Source organism: Eggerthella sp. (genome assembly GCF_048329335.1).
GTDB classification, from domain to species: domain Bacteria; phylum Actinomycetota; class Coriobacteriia; order Coriobacteriales; family Eggerthellaceae; genus Eggerthella; species Eggerthella lenta.
In genome coordinates this window covers 1-22,513 of record NZ_DBFEGU010000203.1, presented here as the reverse complement: position 1 = coordinate 22,513, position 22,513 = coordinate 1, and the positions used below count along the sequence as shown (strand labels likewise).

At 65.6% G+C, this 22,513-nt stretch carries 19 protein-coding genes and 1 tRNA gene; 14 read left to right on the top strand and 6 right to left on the bottom strand.

Annotation, left to right across the window (positions count from 1 at the left end):
• From ACMO6A_RS06740 to ACMO6A_RS06730, 3 genes are all read left to right on the top strand, one after another.
• Nucleotides 1-208 (top strand): hypothetical protein (locus tag ACMO6A_RS06740; RefSeq protein ID WP_418470969.1); only part of this gene is annotated, 208 nt, incomplete at its 5' end.
• 147 nt (nucleotides 209-355) lie between these two features.
• Nucleotides 356-1,291, top strand: a complete 936-nt coding sequence (locus ACMO6A_RS06735) for a helix-turn-helix domain-containing protein (RefSeq protein ID WP_418470967.1) — start codon at nucleotides 356-358, stop codon at nucleotides 1,289-1,291.
• A 4-nt stretch (nucleotides 1,292-1,295) separates the two neighbouring features.
• On the top strand, nucleotides 1,296-2,243 hold the full coding sequence (locus ACMO6A_RS06730; RefSeq protein ID WP_009306958.1) for a DMT family transporter: 948 nt from the start codon (nucleotides 1,296-1,298) through the stop codon (nucleotides 2,241-2,243).
• 400 nt (nucleotides 2,244-2,643) lie between these two features.
• Here the strand turns inward: ACMO6A_RS06730 and ACMO6A_RS06725 are convergent, their stop codons facing one another.
• Complete coding sequence (locus ACMO6A_RS06725; protein WP_009306959.1) at nucleotides 2,644-3,420, bottom strand: SOS response-associated peptidase; 777 nt, start codon at nucleotides 3,418-3,420, stop codon at nucleotides 2,644-2,646.
• Between the two features lie 299 nt (nucleotides 3,421-3,719).
• On the opposite strand from ACMO6A_RS06725, the gene ACMO6A_RS06720 reads away from it, so the two are divergent.
• Together ACMO6A_RS06720 and ACMO6A_RS06715 are read left to right on the top strand one after the other, a co-directional pair.
• Nucleotides 3,720-4,070: a metal-sensing transcriptional repressor gene (locus tag ACMO6A_RS06720; RefSeq protein WP_418470964.1), complete on the top strand. Its 351-nt coding sequence runs from the start codon at nucleotides 3,720-3,722 to the stop codon at nucleotides 4,068-4,070.
• A 99-nt stretch (nucleotides 4,071-4,169) separates the two neighbouring features.
• A complete protein-coding gene (locus tag ACMO6A_RS06715) occupies nucleotides 4,170-6,749 on the top strand; it encodes a heavy metal translocating P-type ATPase (RefSeq protein ID WP_114519611.1) in 2,580 nt (859 codons plus the stop codon).
• A gap of 52 nt (nucleotides 6,750-6,801) precedes the next feature.
• On the opposite strand, the gene ACMO6A_RS06710 is transcribed toward ACMO6A_RS06715, so the two are convergent.
• On the bottom strand, nucleotides 6,802-7,938 hold the full coding sequence (locus tag ACMO6A_RS06710) for a pyridoxal phosphate-dependent aminotransferase (protein ID WP_114519610.1): 1,137 nt from the start codon (nucleotides 7,936-7,938) through the stop codon (nucleotides 6,802-6,804).
• Nucleotides 7,939-8,041: 103 nt separating this feature from the next.
• On the opposite strand from ACMO6A_RS06710, the gene dinB reads away from it, so the two are divergent.
• Nucleotides 8,042-9,370 (top strand): DNA polymerase IV, encoded by a 1,329-nt coding sequence (dinB, locus tag ACMO6A_RS06705; RefSeq protein WP_198161593.1) that lies wholly within the window; start codon nucleotides 8,042-8,044, stop codon nucleotides 9,368-9,370.
• Between the two features lie 209 nt (nucleotides 9,371-9,579).
• Here dinB and ACMO6A_RS06700 read toward each other — a convergent pair whose 3' ends face one another.
• Complete coding sequence (locus ACMO6A_RS06700) at nucleotides 9,580-10,458, bottom strand: DegV family protein (RefSeq protein ID WP_009306964.1); 879 nt, start codon at nucleotides 10,456-10,458, stop codon at nucleotides 9,580-9,582.
• A 215-nt stretch (nucleotides 10,459-10,673) separates the two neighbouring features.
• On the opposite strand from ACMO6A_RS06700, the gene ileS reads away from it, so the two are divergent.
• From ileS to ACMO6A_RS06685, 3 genes are read left to right on the top strand one after another with little or no spacing between them, the layout of a single operon-like run.
• Nucleotides 10,674-13,520 carry an isoleucine--tRNA ligase gene (gene ileS / locus ACMO6A_RS06695; protein WP_418470960.1) on the top strand — a complete coding sequence of 949 codons (2,847 nt, stop codon included), beginning with the start codon at nucleotides 10,674-10,676 and terminating at the stop codon, nucleotides 13,518-13,520.
• Between the two features lie 4 nt (nucleotides 13,521-13,524).
• Nucleotides 13,525-14,226, top strand: a complete 702-nt coding sequence (gene lspA / locus ACMO6A_RS06690) for a signal peptidase II (protein ID WP_009306966.1) — start codon at nucleotides 13,525-13,527, stop codon at nucleotides 14,224-14,226.
• Nucleotides 14,223-15,257 (top strand): RluA family pseudouridine synthase, encoded by a 1,035-nt coding sequence (locus ACMO6A_RS06685; RefSeq protein WP_009306967.1) that lies wholly within the window; start codon nucleotides 14,223-14,225, stop codon nucleotides 15,255-15,257. Before lspA ends, ACMO6A_RS06685 begins: the two co-directional genes overlap by 4 nt.
• Nucleotide 15,258: 1 nt before the next feature.
• Here the strand turns inward: ACMO6A_RS06685 and ACMO6A_RS06680 are convergent, their stop codons facing one another.
• Nucleotides 15,259-16,047, bottom strand: a complete 789-nt coding sequence (locus ACMO6A_RS06680; protein ID WP_227100854.1) for a putative ABC transporter permease — start codon at nucleotides 16,045-16,047, stop codon at nucleotides 15,259-15,261.
• Between the two features lie 121 nt (nucleotides 16,048-16,168).
• On the opposite strand from ACMO6A_RS06680, the gene hemH reads away from it, so the two are divergent.
• From hemH to ACMO6A_RS06655, 5 genes are all read left to right on the top strand, one after another.
• The gene (gene hemH, locus ACMO6A_RS06675) at nucleotides 16,169-17,200 is read left to right on the top strand and encodes a ferrochelatase (RefSeq protein ID WP_114519607.1); all 1,032 of its coding nucleotides are present in this window, start codon (nucleotides 16,169-16,171) and stop codon (nucleotides 17,198-17,200) included.
• The gene (gene coaBC / locus ACMO6A_RS06670) at nucleotides 17,193-18,413 is read left to right on the top strand and encodes a bifunctional phosphopantothenoylcysteine decarboxylase/phosphopantothenate--cysteine ligase CoaBC (protein ID WP_418470957.1); all 1,221 of its coding nucleotides are present in this window, start codon (nucleotides 17,193-17,195) and stop codon (nucleotides 18,411-18,413) included. The genes hemH and coaBC overlap by 8 nt, the downstream gene beginning before the upstream one ends.
• 144 nt (nucleotides 18,414-18,557) lie before the next feature.
• Nucleotides 18,558-18,634, top strand: a tRNA-Pro gene (locus ACMO6A_RS06665).
• A gap of 393 nt (nucleotides 18,635-19,027) precedes the next feature.
• Nucleotides 19,028-20,290, top strand: a complete 1,263-nt coding sequence (locus ACMO6A_RS06660; protein ID WP_009306971.1) for a RidA family protein — start codon at nucleotides 19,028-19,030, stop codon at nucleotides 20,288-20,290.
• 320 nt (nucleotides 20,291-20,610) lie between these two features.
• Nucleotides 20,611-20,862, top strand: coding sequence for a GlsB/YeaQ/YmgE family stress response membrane protein (locus tag ACMO6A_RS06655; protein WP_009306972.1), 252 nt, complete (start codon nucleotides 20,611-20,613; stop codon nucleotides 20,860-20,862).
• 91 nt (nucleotides 20,863-20,953) lie between these two features.
• On the opposite strand, the gene ACMO6A_RS06650 is transcribed toward ACMO6A_RS06655, so the two are convergent.
• Nucleotides 20,954-22,012, bottom strand: coding sequence for a DUF4179 domain-containing protein (locus tag ACMO6A_RS06650; RefSeq protein ID WP_114516207.1), 1,059 nt, complete (start codon nucleotides 22,010-22,012; stop codon nucleotides 20,954-20,956).
• Nucleotides 22,002-22,493, bottom strand: a complete 492-nt coding sequence (locus ACMO6A_RS06645; RefSeq protein ID WP_009306974.1) for an RNA polymerase sigma factor — start codon at nucleotides 22,491-22,493, stop codon at nucleotides 22,002-22,004. The genes ACMO6A_RS06650 and ACMO6A_RS06645 overlap by 11 nt, the downstream gene beginning before the upstream one ends.
• Nucleotides 22,494-22,513: the final 20 nt, after the last annotated feature.

Sequence of the window (22,513 nt, the reverse complement as noted above, 5' to 3'; positions counted from 1 at the left end):
CTTGGAGGTTTTCCTTCGGGAAAACGGCTGCGAGGCTGCTCCTTCCGAGGTGCGGGAGGCCTTGGAGGGCATGTTCAGGGAAGAGCTGGGCGACGAGCTTCTGGATGAAGTGAACGGCGGAATGGCCAAATATCGTCTGTATCTCCACGAACCCTTTCTTAAAACTACAAGTGCCGCGTCGCAGAAGATCAAGATCATCAAGGGTTAGCGGCTTTTCTTCTGCATCTCGCGGACGAAGTCGGCCGTTCGGCCGACTTCGCGGATCCTTCGCCACCGACGGCTTCCGCCCGCAATTTCGTACAAGCGGCTCGGTGCGGTTCGTGGTATCGTCTCCTGCTTGGACGAAAGGTTTTGGATGGAGACGATCGAATCTTGGAGCGCGCGCCCCGACGTGCGCGGCGCGCGGCTGGCCGACCCCGACATGGGCGCCGAGAACCGGCGCATCGCGCCGTTCGGGCCGTGCCCGGGCGTGGAGTTCGTCACGCTCGAGGGCATCGTGCAGCCGTTCCCGCTCCATTTCCACGATTTCTGGACCATCGGCCAGATGGTGGGAGGGCGGCGGCGCATGACGTGCCGTGGCGAGGTGCACGATCTGGGGCCCGAGGACTTCGTGCTGTTCGGCTCCGGCGAGGTGCACGGCTGCAAGCCTTTGGACGACGCGCCGCTCATGTACCGCAGCGTGGTCGTGCCCGTCGGCCTGTTCGCGCAGGCGTTCGCCGAATCGCACGGTATCGGCGCCGCGTCCCTGCCCGACGGCGGCCCCGCTTGCCGCTTCAAGTCCGTGGTGGTGCGCGACGCGGCCCTTTCGGCGTGCATGGACCGGCTGTACGCGTTCGCCCGGACCGATTCCGCGCATGACCCGCTCGAGGAGGAAGAAGCGCTTTGGGCCCTCCTCGCGCAGACGGCGCGGTATTGCGAGAGCGAGGCGGCCGAGCCCCCGGCGCCCGAGGCCCCCTCCGCGGCGAACGTGGCGCGGGCGCGGGCGTACCTCGAAGAACGGTTCGCCTCGCGCATCACTCTCGACGACCTCGCGTGCTGCGCGGGCGTGTCGCGCTACCACCTCATCCGCGTGTTCTCCGAGGAGACGGGCCTCACGCCGCATCGCTACCTGCAGGCGGTGCGCGCGAACCGTGCTCGCGACCTGCTGGCGGCGGGCGTCGATCCGGCCGAGGTCGCCGCGCGGTCTGGGTTCGCCGATCAGGCGCACATGGGGCGCGTGTACAAATCGTTCTACGGCATCACCCCCGGCAGCTACCGAACGGCGGCGCGCACGCGGGTGCGGGAAGGATAGCGAGATGGCGGTTCAAACAAGCGAGGCCATAGAGGGGGCGCCGGCGGATCAGCGCCGCCCCGCCGTGCGCGGGCATGCGCTGGCGTTGGTCACCGTGGTGGTGTGGGCGGTCACGTTCGTATCCACGAAGGTGCTGCTCGTGCACCTCGCACCCATCGAGATCCTGTTCTTCCGCTTCGTCATCGGGTTCGTCGCGCTCGCGCTCCTGCGCCCGCGCATCCTGCACGTCCGGGGCTTCAAGGAGGAGCGGTGGTTCATGCTGGCGGGCGCTACCGGCGTGACGGTGTACTACCTGCTGGAGAACATCGCGCTCACGTTCACCACGGCCTCCATCGTGGGCGTGGTGGTGGCCGCGGCGCCGCTGTTCACCGGCGTCGCGTCGGCTGTCGTGCTGAAAGAGCGCCTGCGCGCGCCGTTCTTCGTCGGCTTCGCGGTGGCCATGGCGGGCGTGTGCCTGGTCAGCTTCGCGGGCGGCGCGTCGGGCGGCCTTGTCGCAGAAGGCGGGCTGGGGCAGGCGGGGCTCATCGGCGTGGCGCTGGCCTTGGCGGCGGCGGGCACGTGGGCCGTGTACTCCATCGTGACGAAGAAGCTCTCGACGTTCGGCTACGACAGCATCCTCGTCACGCGCCGCACGTTCGCCTGGGGTCTCGCGTTCATGCTTCCCGCGCTGCCGCTTCTGGGCTTTTCGCCCGATTGGGGCTCGCTCGCCGCGCCCGAGATGTGGGGCAACCTCGTGTTCTTGGGGCTGGGCGCGAGCGCGCTGTGCTTCGTGACGTGGAACATGGCGGTGAAGGAGCTGGGGCCGGTGAAGACGAGCCTGTACATCTACCTCGTGCCGGCGCTCACCGTGCTGGCCTCGGCCGCCGTGCTGGGCGACCCGCTCACCCCGCCGGTCGTCGCCGGAGTCCTGCTTACTATAGCAGGGCTGTTCCTTTCCGAGCGCGGGAAGTAGCGCGCTACGAGGCGGCGCACGCGTCCGAAAGCAACGTCGGTGGCGAAAAAGCATCGGATTCGGAAGTTCGCAAGGGGTTCGAAGGCGCAGCGCAAGCTGCCTTTCCGCATAGTGCCCGATCGCAGAAGGGAAGCCGTGGGATTGCGCCCGTTCATCCCCGCGAAGCTCGCGGCTTTCTTCCGAATTCGATATGTTTTCTCCATTACACGTCTAACCGGCTGCACGGAGATGCTCGGGACTGGGCGGCTTCGAGCGAAGGGTTCCACCGAACATCGTTCGTCGAATGGAAAACACGCACGGATGTTTCACGTGAAACATCTACGCGTCGCGATGCCGAGGGATGTCGGCTCCGTCGCCGCTCCGGCGTCGTGGCCCTTGCGGCGTCGAAGCTTTCGCCGGCTCAACGCTCGGGACGCGCGGTCAGCCGCACGGCACCGCGGTCGAGCAGCGGCTCGTAGACGCCGCGCAGCCATAGGGCGGCCTCGCCCGGTTCCAGCGCGAGCGGCATGCGGTTGTGCACGGGAGCCACGGCGGCGTTCGGTTCGGTGGTGACGAGCGAGAATCGTCCGCGATCGTGCACGCCCGCCAGCAAGAGCGGCGCGCCGTCGGGCGCTGCGAAGGCGTACTGGCGCTTCACGGGGCGCCCGGTGCGCTCGCTCGGCACCGTCTCGGTCGCATGCGATTCGTAGAAGCCCCGAGCAGGCACCAGGCAGCGACGACGCGCGAAGGACTCGGCCCACATGCTGCCCTCGCTGCGCAGAGCCGTCTCGATGCGCGTGTTGAACACGGGTCCGTTCTTCCAAGGAACCTCGTATCCCCAGGCCATATGGGCTACCGCGAGGCCGCATCCGTCGCCCGCGGCCACGATGAGCGGCACGACCGACGAGGGAAGCGCCTCGGGGCGGTTCGCGCGGCCGATCGCGCCGGTTCCGCGGGCTTCTGCCGGCTCGTCCGATTCGCCGTCGAACAGCGAGAGCTGCACAGGCGCCTCTTCGCGTTTCGCTCGCTGCTCGGCGCGGTCCGGCTGCGCGGATTCGGGGAAGAAGAGGAAGTCCTCATAGGCCTCGATCGGGTCGAGCGAAGCCAGCTCGTCCGCGTGCGCGGCCAGGTCGCGCTCTATCTCCGCAGCGATGCGGGCGACTTCGTCGCAGTCGATCGGTATGAAACGGCGGCACATCCACGGCTCCTTCCTCGCGTTTCCGCTCGCATCCAGTGTAGCGGTTCGCACGACGATGCGGGGCTACCGTGCGGTGTCCTTCGCGTGACGGCCGCGTTCCGGCTCGGCTGCGCCGCTACCTTTCGCATTGGCTGCAGCGCGGGCGAGCCGCCTCCGCGACGTCGGCGGCGCGGCCCGCCGTAACGCGTGCCGTCGCTCCCGCCGTTCAAGCGCTCGCAGACGAAGGGGTTGACAATACCCTTAAGGGGTATATACTCGCGCTTGGATACCCTCATGGGGTATAGAAGGAAGGAATCATCATGACCGAGAATCACGCGCAAGCTGAAAACGCCGCCATCTCGTCGCGCCCCGCGTCGACGTGCTGCTGCCACCGTAAGGAGACGCCGCGCTCGGAAGAGCTGCAGGCCGACCTTCATCGTCGCTTGAACCGCGTGATCGGGCAGCTGGGCGGCGTGAAGACGATGATCGACGACAACCGCTACTGCGCCGACGTGCTCACGCAGCTGGCGGCCGCGGAAAGCGCGGTTCACAGCATTTCCGCCGTGGTGCTGCGCAACCACCTGGAAACGTGCGTGGTCGAACAGATCGAACGCGGCCACGTGCCGATCATCGACGAGGTCCCGAACCTGTTGAAGAAGTTATCGCGCTAACCAGCGCTGAAAGACAAGGCCGTTCGTCCGTTTGTCGCGGATGTTTCACGTGAAACATCCGTTCGCGCGAAGGGGAGGGCGGCTGCGAAGGAGTAAGAAGTGAAGCAAACGTTCGATGTCACCGGCATGACGTGCGCGGCGTGCTCCGCGCGCGTGGAGAAGGCGACGCGGGCCGTGCCCGGCGTGGCCGACGTTGCCGTGAACCTGCTGAAGAACAGCATGGACGTCGCCTTCGACGACGGCGCGGAACCGTCGGCCGTGACGGTCGCCGTCGAGGCCGCGGTCGACAAGGCGGGCTACGGCGCCGCCGCGCGCGTCCCGGCAGGCGCGAGCGGCGGCCGGCAGGGCGCGGGGAGCCGTGCGGCCCAGGCGCGCCCCGTGGCCGACGCGGCCGCCGAGGCCAAGCATGTTCGCATGCGCCTCATCGTGTCGGCCGTGTTCACGATCCCCTTGTTCTACCTGTCGATGGGACACATGTTCGGCTGGCCGCTGCCCGGGTTCTTCCTGGGGGACGAGAACGTGCTCACGTTCGCGCTCACGCAGTTCCTGCTGCTCTTGCCCGTCGTGTTCGTCAACTTCAAATTCTTCCGCGTGGGCTTCAAGACGCTCGTCCACGGCGCGCCGAACATGGACTCGCTCATCGCGTTGGGCTCGACGGCGGCCTCGGCGTACGGCATATACGCCATCTACAAGATCGGCATCGCGCTGGGCGCGGGCGACCTGCACGCCTCGCATATGGCGGCCATGGACCTGTACTTCGAGTCGGCGGCCATGATCCTCACGCTCATCACGCTGGGCAAGTACTTCGAGGCGCGCGCGAAGGGCAAGACCACCGGCGCCATCGCCAAGCTCGTGGACCTCGCGCCGAAGGAGGCCGTGCGCCTTGCGGACGGCGTCGAGGAGCGCGTGCCCGTGGAGGCCGTGCGCGTCGGCGACGTGCTGGCGGTGCGCGCGGGCGAGGGCGTGCCCGTGGACGGCACGCTGCTGGAAGGCTCGGGCACGCTGGACGAGTCGGTGATCACCGGCGAGAGCGTGCCGGTGGACAAGCGCCCGGGCGACCGCGTGACCGGCGCCACCCTGAACAGCACCGGATGGTTCACTATGCGCGCCGACCGCGTGGGCGACGACACTGCGCTGGCCGGCATCATCCGGCTCGTGGACGAGGCCACCTCCACGAAGGCTCCCATCGAGAAGATCGCCGACAAGATATCGGGCGTGTTCGTGCCCGTGGTAATCGTCATCGCCGTGGTCACGTTCGCCGTGTGGATGCTCGGTGGCGCGACGCTGGAGGTCGCGCTGTCGCACGCCATCAGCGTGCTGGTCATCTCGTGCCCGTGCGCGCTCGGCCTGGCCACGCCCACGGCCATCATGGTGGGCACGGGGCGCGGGGCGACCAACGGCATCCTCGTCAAGTCGGCCGAGGCGCTGGAAACCGCCCACGACGTGCGCACCGTGGTGCTGGACAAGACCGGCACGGTGACCGAGGGCGCGCCGAGCGTCACCGACGTGCTGGCCGCGCCGGGCGTGGGCAAGGAGCGGCTGCTGGAGCTGGCGGTGTCTGTCGAAGGCCGCTCCGAGCACCCGCTCGCGCGTGCCGTGTGCGCCTACGCCCGCGAGCGAAAGGTGTACCCGCTTCTGGTGGAGGACTTCAGGCAGATTCCCGGCGAAGGCGTCGCCGCGCTCGTGGACGACCACCCCTCGCTCGCCGGCAACCTGCGTATGATGGAGGCCCGCGGCATCGAGACGGGCACGTTCGCCGAGGCCGCCGGGCGGCTGGCCGACGAGGGCAAGACGCCCTTGTTCTTCGCCCAGGACGGCGAGCTTCTGGGCATCGTCGCCGTGGCCGACACGGTGAAGCCCTCGAGCGCCGCCGCCTTGGTCGTGCTGAAGGGCATGGGCATCCGCACGGTGATGCTGACCGGCGACAACGAGCGCACGGCCGCCGCCATCCAGCGCGAGGTGGGCGCCGACGAGGTCATCGCCGGCGTGCTGCCGGACGGCAAGGAGCGCGAGATCCGCCGCTTGGCTGAGCAAGGACGCGTGGCCATGGTGGGCGACGGCATCAACGACGCCCCCGCGCTCGCGCGCGCCGACGTCGGCATCGCCATCGGAGCCGGCACCGACGTGGCCATCGAGAGCGCCGACATCGTGCTCATGCGAAACGACCTTTTAGACGTGCCCGCCTCCATCCAGCTTTCGCGCGCGACGCTGCGCAACATCAAGCAGAACCTGTTCTGGGCGCTCGTGTACAACGCCGTGTGCATTCCTGTGGCCGCCGGCGCGCTGTCGTTCATGGGCCTGAACCTCAACCCCATGATCGCTGCGGCCGCCATGAGCCTGAGCTCGGTGTGCGTGGTAACGAACGCCCTGCGTCTGCGCGGCTGGAAGCCCGACCTCCCTGCGGCACCGTCGGACGCCCCCGCGTCCGCGCCCATCGACAGCACCGAGTCCGACAACCCCAACGAAAAGGAGAGTACCATGGAGAAGACCCTGAACGTCGAAGGCATGATGTGCCAGCACTGCGTCGCCCACGTGAAGAGGGCGCTGGAAAGCGTGGAAGGCGTGGAAGAGGCCGTCGTCGATCTCGATGCCGGCACCGCCACCGCGAAGCTTGCGCACGACGTGCCGGAAGACGTGCTGGCCGCCGCGATCGTAGAGGCGGGCTACGAGGTGAAGTAGGCCCCGACTGTCATCCTGAGCGCAGGCGGTGTGTGTCAAGGCGAGCTGCGCCCTAACACCCCACGACGATCTCGCGCAGGGCCGCCACCAGCTTCTCGTTGTCCTCGCGCGTGCGCACGGCAACGCAGAAGTAGCGGCTGTCCTCGAGCGCGGGAGTTCCTTCCAGCTTGCGCACGAGGAACCCGGCCAATTGCAGGCGCTGGGCCAGCTCGTCGGTGTTCGCCACCCCTAGCGCCAGGTCGGGGCCGGCGTCGAACGTGCACATGACGTAGTTCGCCTCGGCGGGGAAGATGTCGATGCCGGGGATGAGGTTGAGCATGCACTGCAGCCAGGGGATCTCGGAGTCCAAGAACTCGCGCGTGCGCTCGAGGTGCTCGGTCTCCGTGAGCGCCAGCTCGCCGATCACCTCGGCGAACATCGGCACGCACGAGCTGTCGTAAAAGCGCGTGATCTGCGCGATGGTGTCGGGATGCGCGATGCAGTAGCTGATGGGGATGCCCGGCATGGCGAACGGCTCGCACAGCGAGCGCACCACCACGAGGTTGCGGTGCTCGTTCACGAGGGATACCATGCTCTCGCCGCCCAGTGTGAGCTCGATGGACCGCTCGTCAACCACCACCCAGGTGCAGGCGTCGAGGTAGGCAAGCAGCGTCGGCTTCGGCAGCAGGCGGCTGGTGGGGTAGCCCGGGTTCGCCAGCACGGCGGCGTCGAACACGATGCCGTGGCGCTCGGCCGCGGCCGGATCGGGCACGGTGAAGCCGGCGGGGCTGGCGATCTCAACCACGCGATGCCCGGCATTTCCTGCGGCCAGCGCGTACTCCACAGGGCCGGGAACGGCCACACCCACGGTGCAGGGCTGGTAGGTCTGGGCTACGGCGCGCACCATGTCGCCCACGGTGGAGCCCACGAGAAACGATTCCACGGACAATCCGAACTTGCGGGCCAGCACGCTGCGCAGGGCGTGAGCCTCGCGGTCGGGCGGGTAGTTCAGCTCGCCGGCGGCGAGCGCGGCCTCCATAGCGCGGATGAAAGAAGGGGGCGTGCCCAAGGGGTTCGCCGTGCCCGAGAAGTCGATCCAGTTCATCTCCGAGCGCATCTCGTAGGGAGGAGACAGCAGCTGCTCGGGCAGCGCGGTCACGCAGGCTCGTACGCTGGGAAGCGCGTCGGTGTCTCGCTGCGTCATCGTCATGTCTCTCCCTCCCCGCATGTTGCCTCGTGGCTCGAGGCAAGGAATGAATATCCTAGCACAAGTTCATTACGCCCGGACAGGGCATGGTAGACTTATTCGCGCAATGCGATCCTATTCCCCACAGACCGATCCCGAACGGCCCGCCAGCGGCGGCGGCTACGCCATGCCGCTCGAGCCGTGGGAGGGCGCGGCCATCTTGCTCGTGGACCTCGACGCGTTCTTCGCTTCGGTCGAGCAGCTGGACCATCCCGCCTGGCGCGGCAAGCCCGTCATCGTGGGCGGCGACGCCGACAAGCACGGCGTGGTGTCCACGGCGTCCTACGAGGCGCGCCCGTACGGCGTGCGAAGCGCCATGCCCTCTTCCACGGCGAAGCGCCTGTGCCCTCACGCCATCTGGACGCACGGCCGCTTCGACCGCTATCGCGAGATGTCGAACGCCATCATGGACATACTGCGCGCCGAAACGCCGCACGTGCAGCAGGTCAGCATCGACGAGGCGTTCATGGACGTGTCTCCCACGTCGGTGAACCGAGAGCATCCCGTGCGCGTCGCGCAGCGTATCCAGCAGCGCGTCGAGGAGCTGGGCGTCACGTGCTCCATCGGGGTGGGCACGTCGAAGACCGTCGCGAAGATAGCCTCGGACATGGACAAGCCGCGCGGGCTGACCGTGGTGTACCCCGGAGGCGAGCGGGATTTCCTCGCGCCCCTGCCCGTGCGCACGATGAGCGGCATCGGAGCCGCAGCCGAGGAGAAGCTGCACTCCCGCGGCATACGCACCCTCGGCCAGCTGGCCGATGCGGACGAAGGAATGCTGCTGCGCGCGTTCGGCAAGAACGGCCGCGTCATGCACGTGCGGGCGAACGGGGGCGACGACGCGCCCGTGGAGCAGGACGACACGGTGAAATCGGTGTCGAACGAGATGACGTTCGCGGTGGACCTCACCACGCGCGAAGACGTCGAGGGCGCCATCGCCACCATCGCCGCGAAGGTGGGGCGCCGCCTGCGACGCAAGGGGCTGCGCGGCCACACCCTGGGCCTGCGCATGCGCTACGACGACCGCAGCGTGCGCTCGGTGCAGCGTCAGCTGCCGGCGCCCAGCGACGACGAGCTTTCCTACACGCCGCTTCTGTACCGCATGGCCGACGAGCTGTGGCGCCCCGGCATGCCCGTGCGCCTCATCGGCGTGGCGATGACCGGGTTCGGCGGAGGCGAAAGCGTGCAGGACAGCCTGTTCGACATCGCCGAGGCTGCTCCCAGCGACGACGATGTGGACCCCGTCATCAAAGACGAGGCGAAGCGGCGCGGACTCATCGAGGCAACCGACCTCGTCAAGGACAAGTTCGGCGAATCCGCGGTCCGCTTCGGCCGCGAGCTGCGAGGCGAGGGCAACACCACCGGCTCCGCCAGCAAGAACCCGGCCGACTACAAGTAGGCATTCTCAAAGCGAAGCCGGACGCAAGCGATATGCAGCCGCGAACCCTTCGAGAAAGCCGGCCTGAGGAGGTCGGGGCGGGCATGCCGCGCGCAGTTCCGCACGAACCGAAGCGTCCTGTGGACGCTTCGAGCGAGCTCAGGACTGTTTGAGCACGGCATGTCTGCCCCGACCCCCAACAGGTTGAAAAATCGACAATGGACGCCAGGCTATCGCTTGTCGGCCAGGAAGAACAGCGCCATGGTGCCAGGTCCCGAATGGGCGCCGATGACGGGGTCGACGTAGTTGATGACGACCTCCTTCACGCCGAAGCGCTCCTTCACCTCTTGGGCCACGTACTCGGCGTCCTCGAGGCAGTCGCCGTGCGTGATGAACACCATCTGCTGGTCGATGGGGGCGATGGCCGTCTTCTCCATGTGGTCCACCAGGGCGTGCAACGACTTCTTGCGTCCGCGCACCTTCTCCAGGGGGATGAGGCGCCCCTCGTCGTCCACGTGCATGACCGGCTTGATGTTGAGCATGGTGCCCGCCCACGCCGCGGTCTTCGACACGCGCCCGCCGCGGAACAGGAACATGAGGTCGTCCACGGTGAACCAGTGCGCCAGGTTCAACTTGTGCTGCTCTACCCAGTCGCGCACCTCGTCGATGGAGGCGCCGCCTCGGGCGCGCTGCACGGCGTGCCACACGAGCAGGCCTTCGCCGCCCGAGGCGGCCAGCGTGTCCACGGAGCGCAGCTTCCGCTCGGGGAACTCCGCGGCCAGCTGCTTCACCAGGAGCTCGACGGCCTCGTAGGTACCCGACAGCCCGCTGGAGAAGCCCAGGTACAGCACGTCGCGTCCCTGTTCCAGCAGCCCGCGCATGAGCGCCTCGGAGTCGGCCAGGTTCGGCAGCGACGTGGTGATCACCTTGCCGTCGCGCATCATCGTGTAGAACTGCTTGAGGTCGGTGTGCTGCCCCTTGAGATAGCTTTGATACTGCTCGCCGTCCACCATGAAGGTGAGGGGCAGGATATGCAGACCGAATTCGTCGATCATGTCCTCGACGAGGTTGCAGCTGGAATCGGTGACGATCTCGAAGTTCATCGGCATACGACGCGTCCTTCCTTGAAACTGCAGCGGTCGGAAAAACCCGAGCTTCCCGCTGTGAATATGCGATCGTTAAAAGTATACCGTTTAGCGTCGCGCTCCTGTGTCGCAATTTTGAAAAGTGCGGGCAGGCTCGCCGGAAACGGCGTTCGTTCCACTATACTATAGCGGTTTATGGCGACAGAAGCGCACATGCTTTGAGGAAAGGTACGGCACCCGTGGCGAACACGTACAAAGAAACGATGAACCTGCCGAAGACCGACTTCGCGATGCGGGCTAACCTGCCCGAGAGCGAGCCGAAGCGTCTGGCCAAGTGGGAAGAAGAGCATATCTACGAGCAGGTTCTCGAGAAGAACAAGGACGGCAAGCCCTTCATCCTGCACGACGGCCCTCCGTACGCCAACGGCCCCATCCATATCGGCCATGCCTTCAACAAGATCCTCAAGGACTTCGTGAACAAGTCCCATGCGCAGCGCGGGTTCTTCACGCCCTACGTGCCCGGCTGGGACTGCCACGGCCAGCCCATCGAGCATATGGTGGAGAAGACCCTCGGCCCCGACAAAATGGCCAAGATCGACCAGCCCACGCTGCGCCGCCTCTGCCGCGAATGGGCCGAGAAATACGTCGACGTGCAGCGCGAGGGCTTCAAGCGCCTCGGCGTGAACGCCGATTGGGAGCATCCGTACCTCACGTTCACGCCGAACTACGAGGCGGGCAACGTCGAGGTGTTCAAGCAGATGTACCTCGACGGCTCGGTGTACCGCGGCCGCAAACCCATCCACTGGTGCAAGCGCTGCCACACGGCGCTTGCCGAGGCCGAGATCGAGTACTCCGACGAGACGTCGCCGTCCATCTTCGTGAAGTTCAAGATGGATATCATGCCCGGCATGTTCGAGACTGCAGGCGCTGCGGGCGACGCCTACGTGCTCATCTGGACCACCACGCCCTGGACGCTTCCGGCGAACACGGCCGTGTCGCTGGCGCCCGACGCCGACTACGTGATGGTCCAGGCGGACGGCTCCAACATGATCATGGCGCGCGAGCTGGTGGAACAGGTGGCCGAGATCGCGGGCTGGGAATCCTACGACCTCGTGCGCGGCGAGGACGGCGAGCCCGTCGCGCTCAAGGGCCGCGAATTCACCGGCCTCACCTACACGTGCCCCGTCCGCCAGGACCTCAAGGGCACCATCATCTACGGCGACCACGTCACGCTGGACTCCGGCACGGGCGCGGTGCACACGGCTCCCGGCCATGGTCAGGACGACTACCTCGTGGCGCTGGAGTTCGACGTGCCGCTGCTCATGCCGGTGGACGACAACGGCGTTCTCACCGACGAGGCGGGCCCTTTCGCGGGCCTCGACGTTGACGAGGCGAACCCGGTCATCATCGAATGGCTGCGCGAACGCGGCACGCTGGTGGCCCAAAAGGAGATCCTGCACAGCTACCCGCACTGCTGGCGCTGCCACGAGCCGGTCATCTTCCGCGCCACCGACCAGTGGTTCGTGTCCATGGACAAGAACAGCCTGCGCGAGAACGCGCTCAAGGCCATCGAGAACGACGTCGAGTGGATTCCCGCGTGGGCTTCGAACCGTATCGGATCCATGGTGGCCGACCGTCCCGACTGGTGCATCTCGCGCCAGCGTTCGTGGGGCGTGCCCATCCCCGTGTTCAAATGCGCGAAGTGCGGCTCCACCGTGGCGAACGAGCAGACATTCGACGCGGTGATCGACCTGTTCTACCGCGAGGGCGCCGACGCGTGGTTCACGCGCGAGCCGTCCGAGTACCTGCCGCGCGGCGTGAAATGCGAGACGTGCGGCTGCACCGAGCTGACCCCCGAGAGGGACATCCTCGACGTGTGGTGGGAGAGCGGCGTGTCGCACACCAGCGTGTTGAAGCATCGCGAGGCCGAGGGTCTGCGCTTCCCGGCCGACATGTACCTGGAAGGCTCCGACCAGCACCGCGGCTGGTTCCAGTCGTCGCTGCTCACTAGCATGGGCGCGTACGGCGTGCCGCCGTACAAGGCCGTCATGCACTGCGGCTTCACCGTGGACGGCGAAGGCCGCAAGATGTCGAAATCGCTGGGCAACGGCGTGGATCCGGCCGAGGTCATGGCGAAGAGCGGCGCCGACGTGCTGCGCCTGTGGGTGGCCAGCGTCGATTACTCGCAGGACGTGAGCATCTCCGACGAGATCCTCCAACGCACCTCCGAGGCGTACCGCCGCATCCGCAACACGTTCCGCTTCTTGCTGGGCAGCCTGGACGACTTCGACGATCAGAAGGACGCCGTGTCCGATTGGAACGCGCTCGAGCCCCTCGACCAGTGGGCCATGGTGCGCACGAAGCACCTGCTGGACGACGTGAGCGCCGCCTACGACGCGTACAAGTTCCACTATGTGTACCGCGCCGTGTACGACTACATTGTGAACGACCTGTCGGCCGTGTACATGGACGCGACGAAGGACCGCCTGTACTCCGAGGCGCCTGACTCGCCGCGCCGCCGCGCCGTGCAGACGGTACTGATGAACATCCTCGAGGTGCTCGTGCGCGTGCTGGCGCCGGTGCTCTCGTTCACCACCGACGAGGTGTGGGAGCACTACCCCCAGGCCATGCGCGAGCGCGCAGGCCGCCCGACGAACGTGCAGCTGGCCGGTTGGCCCAAGGCGTCCGACTTCGCGCCCGCCATCCCCGCGGACGGGGAGCGCGTGTCCGAGGACTTCGGCGTGATCATGGGCGTGCGCGAAGTCGTGACCAAGGCGCTCGAGGACGCGCGCGGCCAGAAGGTCGTGAACAAGAGCCAGGAGGCGGCCGTCGTCGTGACCGCGCCCCGCGCCGTGCTCGACGCGGTGGAGCGCTATGACGCGGCGGTGTTCGAGGAGCTGTTCATCGTGGCGTCCGTGTCGTTCGCCGAAGGCGAGGAGCTGGCGGCGACGGTTTCGAAGACCGAGGCCGAGAAATGCCCGCGCTGCTGGAACCACCGTGCGCTCGGCGGCAACGCGAACCACGGATCCGTCTGCGAGCGCTGCGGCGATGCGCTCGACGCCATCGGCTTCGCGGAAGGGGAATAGGTTCTTGGATACGGAATCGCCCGACAAGCAGCCCTCCTCGCGTCGTCCCGAACGACCGGAGCGGGTCGATGGAATCGATGCGGCCTCGTCCGAAAGCGTTCCGACCCTTTCGGACGAGCGAGGCGATTCGAAGGAAGCCGCCTTTTCGGAGGAAGAAGCCCGGCAATTGAAGGCCGATCGCTCGCGTCACACGCTTGTGTTCGGCATCGTCGTGCTTGCATGGCTCGCTCTCGACACCCTCACGAAGAACTACTTCAACGGCTCGTATTCCATGGGGGAGGTGATCACGGGCCCGTTGCTCGGCCTCGTGCGGTTCCACCTCGTTCACAACACGGGTGCGGCTTGGGGCATGTTCGGCGACTCCACGTTCCTTCTGGGCGTTATGTCGCTGATCGTATGCGTGCTGCTCACGGTGTATCTGTTCTTCCTAGCGTATCGTCCCAACATCGTGCAGGTGGTGGGCGCGGCGCTCGTGGTGGCGGGCGGCCTCGGCAACGCGTTCGATCGCTTCGCGTTAGGCTACGTCGTGGACTTCATCGAGCCGGTGTTCATCGACTTCCCCGTGTTCAACGTGGCTGATATTGGCGTGACATGCGGATTCGTGCTATTCCTTGTCGGCGTTATCGTCAGCTGGCGCCACGAGGATCGCCTATCCGCAGAGCTTGCCGCGTCCGACGGCGAAGGCGAAGGAACCGACGCGCGATGAGCCGCATGTTGAGCTACGTCGCAGCACCCGACGACGCGGGTCAGCGCCTCGATGCGCTTTTGGCCGCGCGCGGTCTGTATCCCAGCCGTAGCGCGGCTGCGCGCGCGGTGGACGACGGCCTCGTGTTCGTGAACGGCGCGGAGGTTGCGAAGAAGCATCCCGTGGCGCCGGGCGACACGATCGTGTACCAGGTTGAGGAGCCGGTAGAGCCCGGCCCTTTGCGCGGCCAACCCATCGATCTGGACATACGCTTCGAGGACGAAGACCTCATCGTGCTGTCGAAGCAGGTGGGGCTCGTGTGCCATCCGTCGGTCGACCATGACGACGGCACGCTGGTGAACGCCCTCATCTACCACTGCGGCGCCGAGAACCTGTGCAACGTGCAGGGCGAGGACGACCGTCTGGGCATCGTGCACCGCCTCGACCGCGACACGAGCGGCCTCATGCTGGCGGCGAAGAACGACGAGACGGGCTATGCCCTCATGTCGGACATCCGCGATCGCGCGGTCGACCGACGTTACCTGGCGCTCGTGCACGGCGTGATCGCCCACGACACCGGTATGATCGACGCTCCCATCGCGCGCGCCGAGAAGGAGCGCACGCGCATGGCCGTCCGCGACACGCCGTCGGCTCGCGAGGCCATCACGACGTTTCGGGTGCTCGAGCGCTTCGAGCACGGGGGGCGCGACGACGGCTACACGCTCATCGACTGCAAGCTGTTCACAGGGCGCACCCATCAGATACGCGTGCATCTGGAGTACGCGAAGCACCCTCTTGTGGGCGACCCGGCGTACACGTCGGGCGCGCCGAGCGCGCCTGCGGCCGACCTCGGCCTCGACCGCCAGTTCCTGCACTCGTTCCAGCTGTCGTTCCAGCATCCCGTCACGGGGGAGGGCCTGCGCTTCGCGGACAACCTGCCCTCCGACCTGCAGGAAGCGCTCGACGACCTCGCCTCCCGCAGCACGGGCCGCACGACGGCGGGGGAGGAAGTGCGAGCGTTGCTGGAAGGCGCCCCGAGGCCGCGGCTGTAGCCTATCCCTTCCCGTACACGCTCATGTTCTGCATGCGGGATTGCAGGTAGCTGTCGGGGAAGTGCTCGTCGAAGAACCGCTGTTCCCACGTGGTGGCGGGCACGCCCGCGGCGCGCTGCCCCTCGCGGTCGAGCGCGAGCAGGGTGACGGCGATGTTCAGCGCCATAAACAGGCTGAGCGCCGCGGTGACCAGGCGTGCGAGCATGCTCCTGGCATCCACGTGCGAGAACACCCGCTTGATGAACGGCAGGATCGTGCGCACCCACACGAGGCCCAGAAGCCCCCACATCACGCCGAACGCGAAGTTCGTGCGGCCGTTGATGCTGCCGAACGTGCCGGTATAGTCCCAGGCGATGGCGCCCCACAGCACCTCCATGAGCCAGCTCGTCGCGTACTCCATCACCGAGCCCAGCAGCATGGCTATGAGGAAGATGATGAGGTTGTGCGAGTGGTAGAAGCGGTTGAGCGACACCGTGAGCACCACCGCACCCACGCCGTATATGGGCGAGAACGGGCCCCACACGAGGCCGGCGCGGCTTTCGTAGCCGCCGTACACGATGGCGTGGAACACCGTCTCCACTACGAGGCCGAACACGCTGCCTGCGACGAACAGCCAGAACAGCGTGAAGTAGTCGATCTTGAGGTATCCCTGGTTCGGACGGACCTGCTCGCGCGCCTCTTTGCCGATCTCGCGGAGGATGCCCGGATGCGGTTCGGGGCTTTCGCAGGGGGAGGAGCCGGCTTCGGGTTCCCGATCGGACGTTTCGGCCTGTCGCGACGTCGATTCCACAGCCGATTTTTTCGGTTCTTTCTCCATTCACCTGCCCTGTCGATAGTCAATGGGCTAAACTATAACAGATTTTCCAGGGCGGAATTCAACCGTTTCGTCATGTCTACTCCGCAGGAAGGTGATGAACATCGTGCCAGAGGGGAAGCGCTCGGGGGTGCTCCTAGTGAACACCGGCACGCCTGCCGTGCCCAAGCCCCGCGCCGTGCGGAAATATCTCGCCAAGTTCTTGATGGACAAGCGCATCGCGCCGATGAACCGGGCAGGATGGTGGTTCGTCCTCCATCTGTTCATCCTCCCGAAGCGGGGACGCGCGTCTGCCGAGAAATACCAGAAGATCTGGACCGACGAAGGATCGCCGTTCACCATCGCCCATCAGAAGCTGGAGGCCGGCCTGGGGGCCGCGTTCGAGGACGAGGGGCTGGACGTTGCGGTGCGCTGCGCCATGAGCTACAGCGACCCGTCGGTGCTCGATTGCGTGCGCGAGCTCAAGGGCGCGGGCTGCACGCGTCTCATCGTGCTTCCGCTGTACCCGCAAAGCGCCTACTCGACCACCGGCTCGGTGTCCGACAGCGTGGAGCGCGCGCTCAAGAAGGCGCGTTGGGACGTGCCGTGCGACTTCGTCGACAACTACCACGACGACCCCACCTACATCCGCGCCATCGCTGCGTCCATCGAGCATGCCGGTTTCAAGGTGGACTCTGACGATAAAGTGCTGTTCTCGTACCATTCCATCCCGCTCGTGGACATCGAGGCGGGGGACACCTACGAGCTGCAGACGGGCGCCACCAGCTTGCAGGTGGCCAGCGAGCTGGGCATCGACCGCAACCGCTGGACCATCGGCTACCAGTGCCGTTTCGACAAGGGCCGCGAATGGCTCTCCCCGTACACGCGCGACGTGCTGACGCGCTGGGCGGAAACCGGGGTGGGACGCGTGTTCTTCATCTGCCCGAACTTCGCCGTCGATTGTTTGGAGACGCTCTACGACATCGACCACGAGCTCAAGCCGTTTTATTTCGACCAGATCAAGCAGGCGGGTCGCACGCCCGGTGAGGAAAGCTTCACGTACGTGCCCTGCCTCGACCGCAGCCGCGCGCACCTTCGAGTGCTTTCCGACGTGCTGCGCCCGCATATAGAGGAGGGCTCTCGTGACTAACGTGAACGAAGGCGCGGCAAACCCCGCGCAGAAGACCGTGCTTTTGGGCGTGACGGGGTGCATCGCCGCCTACAAATCGTGCGAGATCGTGCGGGGCCTGCAGAAGGCGGGCGTGCGCGTGAAGGTGGTCATGACCGAGCATGCCACCGAGTTCGTGGGACCCACGACGTTCCGTGCGCTTACGCACGAGACGGTGGCCGTGGGCCTGTTCGACGACCCGTCCGACCCCATCCACCACGTGTCGCTCGCGCAGGAGGCCGACGTGTTCCTCATCGCGCCGTGCACCGCGAACGTCATCGCGAAGATCGCGAACGGCATCGCCGACGATCTCTTGACCACCACGGCGCTGGCCACCACCGCGCCGCTCGTCATCGCGCCGGCCATGAACGTGAACATGTACGAGAACGGCGCCACGCGCTACAACATAGGCAAGCTGCATATCCGCGGCGCGCGCTTCATCGACGCAGGCGACGGCTACCTGGCGTGCGGCGACATCGGCAAGGGCCGGTTGGCCGAGGTGGACGACATCGTGTCGGCAACGCTGGACGAGCTGGGCGTGAAGCGCGACCTGGCCGGGCGCAGTGTCATGATCACCGCGGGCCCCACGGTTGAGCCCATCGACCCGGTTCGCTACATCTCGAACCACTCCTCTGGCAAGACCGGCTACGCTCTCGCCCGCGCTGCGGCTCTTCGCGGAGCCGACGTGACGCTTATTTCGGGACCCGTGTCGCTGCCCGCCCCGCAAGGCGTGCATATGGTGCACGTGAAGACGGCGCGCGACATGTTCGCGGCGGCCGAGGACGCTTTCGAAGACGCCGACATCGCCATCTTCGCGGCGGCGGTGGCGGACATGCGTCCGCGCGAGGCGGCCGGGCATAAGCTGAAGAAGGGCATCGCCGACGCCGAGCTGGGCACCATCGACCTCGTCGCGAACCCGGACATCCTGGCCACGCTGGGCGAGCGCAAGGAGCAGCAGGTGGTGGTGGGCTTCGCCGCCGAGACGAACGACGTGGTGGCGAACGCCGAGAAGAAGCTCGTATCCAAGCACGCCGATCTGGTGGTCGCTAACGAAGTGGGAGGCGGCCGCGCGTTCGGTGCCGACGACAACGTGGTATGGTTCGTGGACGATCAGGACGTCGAGGAGCTTCCCCGCATGTCCAAGACTCGCCTCGCCGACGAGATTCTCAACAAGGCCATGCAGTTCCTGGCGTAGCGAAGTGCGATGGACGGGGCTGAACGCCTTCGGCTTTCCCCGGGCTTGAAGAAGATGTAAATTTCTTCTTGCAAAGCCGGCAGGTTACCGTTAAGATAGTCAACGCTGTTTGGGAAGCTCGCAAGAGCAACCGGGCAAGCACAACGGGTTGTGGCGCAGTTTGGTAGCGCACTTGACTGGGGGTCAAGGGGTCGCAGGTTCAAATCCTGTCAACCCGACCAGCAACTTAGAGCAGGTCATCGGAGAAACCGGTGGCCTGCTTTTTTATGCTCAGCGGCGTGAGCTCATCCCATCGGAAGCGTTCACGCTTCCGATGGGATGCGTGGCGACTTGTGGTCATCGTGTGACGAACGCTGAGAAGGCCGGATAGCAATCGGTGAACGGTAGGCGCGATAATCCTGCATGAAACGCACCTTACGATTCTGTTTTCTGCATGGTGCGCGCAGGGGGTTCCAAAATTGGCGGCGAGCGGTCTGATGCGTGCGTTACCGTTGGTTGGAAATCTTCGCGTAAACGTTTTGTGCATCTGCACAAAACGTTATACTACAGCCCTCCGAATACGGAGCGCTCCTTAAGGAGCGTACAGCGAAGCCCCCAAAAGGAGGATACGATCAATGGCTGATAACGTAGTATTGGCTCGTAACACGGACGAGGCCCCTCAGAACGACCGTTTTGCGCAGACCGTGGCGTTCTCGCACTACAACAACATCTCGGCTCAGCTCCCCATCGACCCGGAGACCGGCGCCATCGTCGAGGGCGGCATCTTCGAGCAGGCCGAGCAGTGCTTCGAGAACCTCGAGGCCATCGTCGAGAGCATCGACCACTCGCTGAACGACGTCGCGAGGATCACCGTCTTCGTGCGCGACATCCGCGACATGGACGTGGTCGACGAGGTGTACCGCGCCTTCTTCACCACGTATCTTCCTGCCCGCACGGTTATGGCTGTTGCGGCGCTGCCCATGGACGCGCTCGTGCAGGTGGAGGCGCTCATCACCAACGGTGAGGGCACCATCCCGAACGAGCCCCAGGCCGGCGACCTCGTCAAGTACGTGAACAACACGCACAACGCTCCTTACGACGCCCTGTCCACGCAGACCGTGGCGTTCTCGCACTACAACAACATCTCGGCTCAGCTCCCCATCGACCCCGTGTCGAACCAGATCGTGGTCGGCGGCGTCGCCGAGCAGGCCGCTCAGTGCCTCAAGAACATCAAGGCTGTCCTCACGAGCATCGACGTCCCGTTCGATGACATCGTGAAGGTCACCGTCTTCCTGAAGAACCTCTCCGACATCGATGCCGTGAACGAAGTGTACACGCGCTTCTTCCCCGATTCGGGCATCGCCCGCGCCGTGGCCTACATGCCGGCCCGCACCGTGGTCGAGGTTGCCGAGCTGCCGATGCACGCGCTCGTGCAGATCGAGGCCGTCGTGTCGCACGGCGACGGCACCCCGCCGCAGGAAGTGGAGGCCCGTCACGGCCTGATCATCGAGGCCAACGACACGGACGCTGCTCCGGTGAGCCCGCTGTCCTCGCAGAGCGTCGCGTTCTCGCACTACAACAACATCTCGGCGCAGCTGGGCGTCGACGCCGCGTCGGGCAAGCTCGTCGCTGGCGGCGTTGCCGAGCAGGCCGAGCAGGCATGCAAGAACATCAAGGCCATCATCGAGAACGTCGGCCACGTGATGGAAGACGCCGTCAAGGTGAACGTCTACCTGAAGAACATCGACGACCTCGCTGCCGTCGAGGACGTGTGCGCCCGCTACTTCACCGGCACCCCTGCGTTCCGCGCCGTCGGCACCGCTGCGCTGCCCATGGACGCGTTCGTGCAGATCGACGCCATCTTCGGCAACGCCGAGGGCACCCCGCCGATCAAGTAGCTCGCCTGAGCATCGGATGAACGAAAAGGCTGGAGATCGATCTCCAGCCTTTTTTGCGTCGAGAATGCATGCTTCCGTCGGCGCAGCCCTCGTGGCCGCGACCTTGCCCTTGCCTGGAAGCCATCATCGCTCCGAAAACACGCCTCGTGCGCTGAGGCGTGTTTTCGGAGCGATGATGATGTCCGTCGGCGTGACGCCGCTCACGGGGCGGCATCCAACCGACTACAGGCTGCATACGGCTTTCTGGTCAGGCTGTTCTAAGCGCAACGCTCGTCTATCCTCGTCAGCATCACCTATGAGCTTCGAGGAAAGGAACTGCTATGAGCATCATCGTATGGATCATCATCGGCGGCTTGGCCGGTTGGATCGCGAACATGATCATGAAGACGGACGGCAGCCTCGTCAAGAACATCGTGACGGGCATCGTCGGTGCGCTGATCGGCGGTTTCGTCATGAGCTTCTTCGGCGCCGCGGGATTCACCGGGTTCAACCTCTGGTCGTTCCTGGTGGCGTTGATAGGTTCGATCATTCTCATCGCCGTCATCAACCTGCTGACCGGCAAGCGCGCCTAGCGACGTTGTGCGCACGAGCCGAAAGCGGGGCGGCAGTCCTCTTTCGGGACGAAGCGGCCGGGATCGAACGTTCCCGGCCGCTTCGCGTTTTTCACGGCATCGGGATTTCCACGCCTCCGACCGTGACGGACTTCACCTGGTCGAGGTCGAGGATCTTGTCGAACATAAGGTCCGCGCGGCGTTTGGTGGCTCCTCCATCGTTCATGGCGCCGACAGACGGTACGTCGATAGACGAGCCGTTTCGCAGATTCACCGTTATGGGAACGTCGATGCCTGCGGAGCCTCTGCGCTTTCCCGTTTCTTCATCTTTCGTCATGAGTGGCTCGTCTGCTGTGTATTCGACCACGATGGCGATGGGGGAGAGGACTACGGAGTCGATTGCGACGTCAATGCCGTCGAGCTTCGTCCGTTGCCCGGCGCTCAGTTCAATCGATGCGTCCTCGTAGTTGAGCGGGAAGCTCATGTCCCAAGATCCTTCGATGACCGTCTGGAGGGACGGGAGAGTGGTTTTGCCGTCTGCCGTCATTTCTCCCGTCGCCAAATCTCCTAGTTCGACGTGCATGATCTTGCCTATGAACGAGTCGCCTCCTATGAACGAAGTCATCTTCACGATGCATTGCACGGAGTTGTCGGAAGGATCGGCGTCGTAGAAGCAGTATTCCGGGCCTACTTTGGTGTTTCCCACTCTGAACAGCTGTGCACCAGTGAAGACCGTCGTAAACGACTTGTCCAAAATCGTATCGACGCCCTCGATCGGCATGCCGTCGGTTCGAGCGATACTGAACACCGCAACGCAGTGTTCGTTGTCGCCGATCACCGCATCTGCTGTGATCGCAACACCGTTCGAAACGGCACTTGCGCCGATTGGGCGGCCGATCTTGTCGATCACCTCCGTCTGCGACGGTGCGCCCCCAAACAGATCTTCGGCGAAGTCTTCCAAGCTCACGAACGCTCCTGCAAGATACGCCGTGCAGCCTACTGCCAGGGCCAGCACGGCTGCGGCTGCGGCTATCACAAGGGCGCGCGAGCGCCGTGTCGGACGGGGAAGGGGCTCTACGACGACGGCAACTTCGATGCGCTGCACCATGCGTCGCTTGGCCTCGGGCGAGAACCGCAGCTCGTCGAGGGCTTCCTTGTATTCATCGATCATCGTCCGCTCCTTCCAACAGGGCGCGCAGCTTCTTGCGGCCGCGGCTCAACCGGGCTGCAACGGCATCTTCGGTGCCGCCTGTCATGTCCGCGATCTCGCGCGCGGTGTAGCCCTCGTAGTAGTGCAGGTACAGGGCCTCCCGAAACGGCTGCGACAGCTCCATCACCGCTTCGAGTACGGCGCTGTCGGGAACCTCGGGCGCGGCCGCCTCCGCGACGGCGTCGAGCGCCACCGACGTGCGGCGTCGCGCGCTGCGCAACACGTCCTTGCAGGCGTTCGCCGTCGCGCGCACGATCCAGGCGCGCTCGTGCTCGGCGCTCTCGAAGGCGCGATCGGTCTGCAGCAGCTTGATCAGCACGTTCTGGCAGACGTCTTCGGCGTCGTGCGTGGATTTGAGATACGTGTAGCCAAGTCGCAGGATGAGGTCGGCGTACGTCTGCACGAGCCGCTGCGCCTCGGTATCGGGTTGTCGTTTGCGCATAGAGTCCGTTCCTGTCGTTC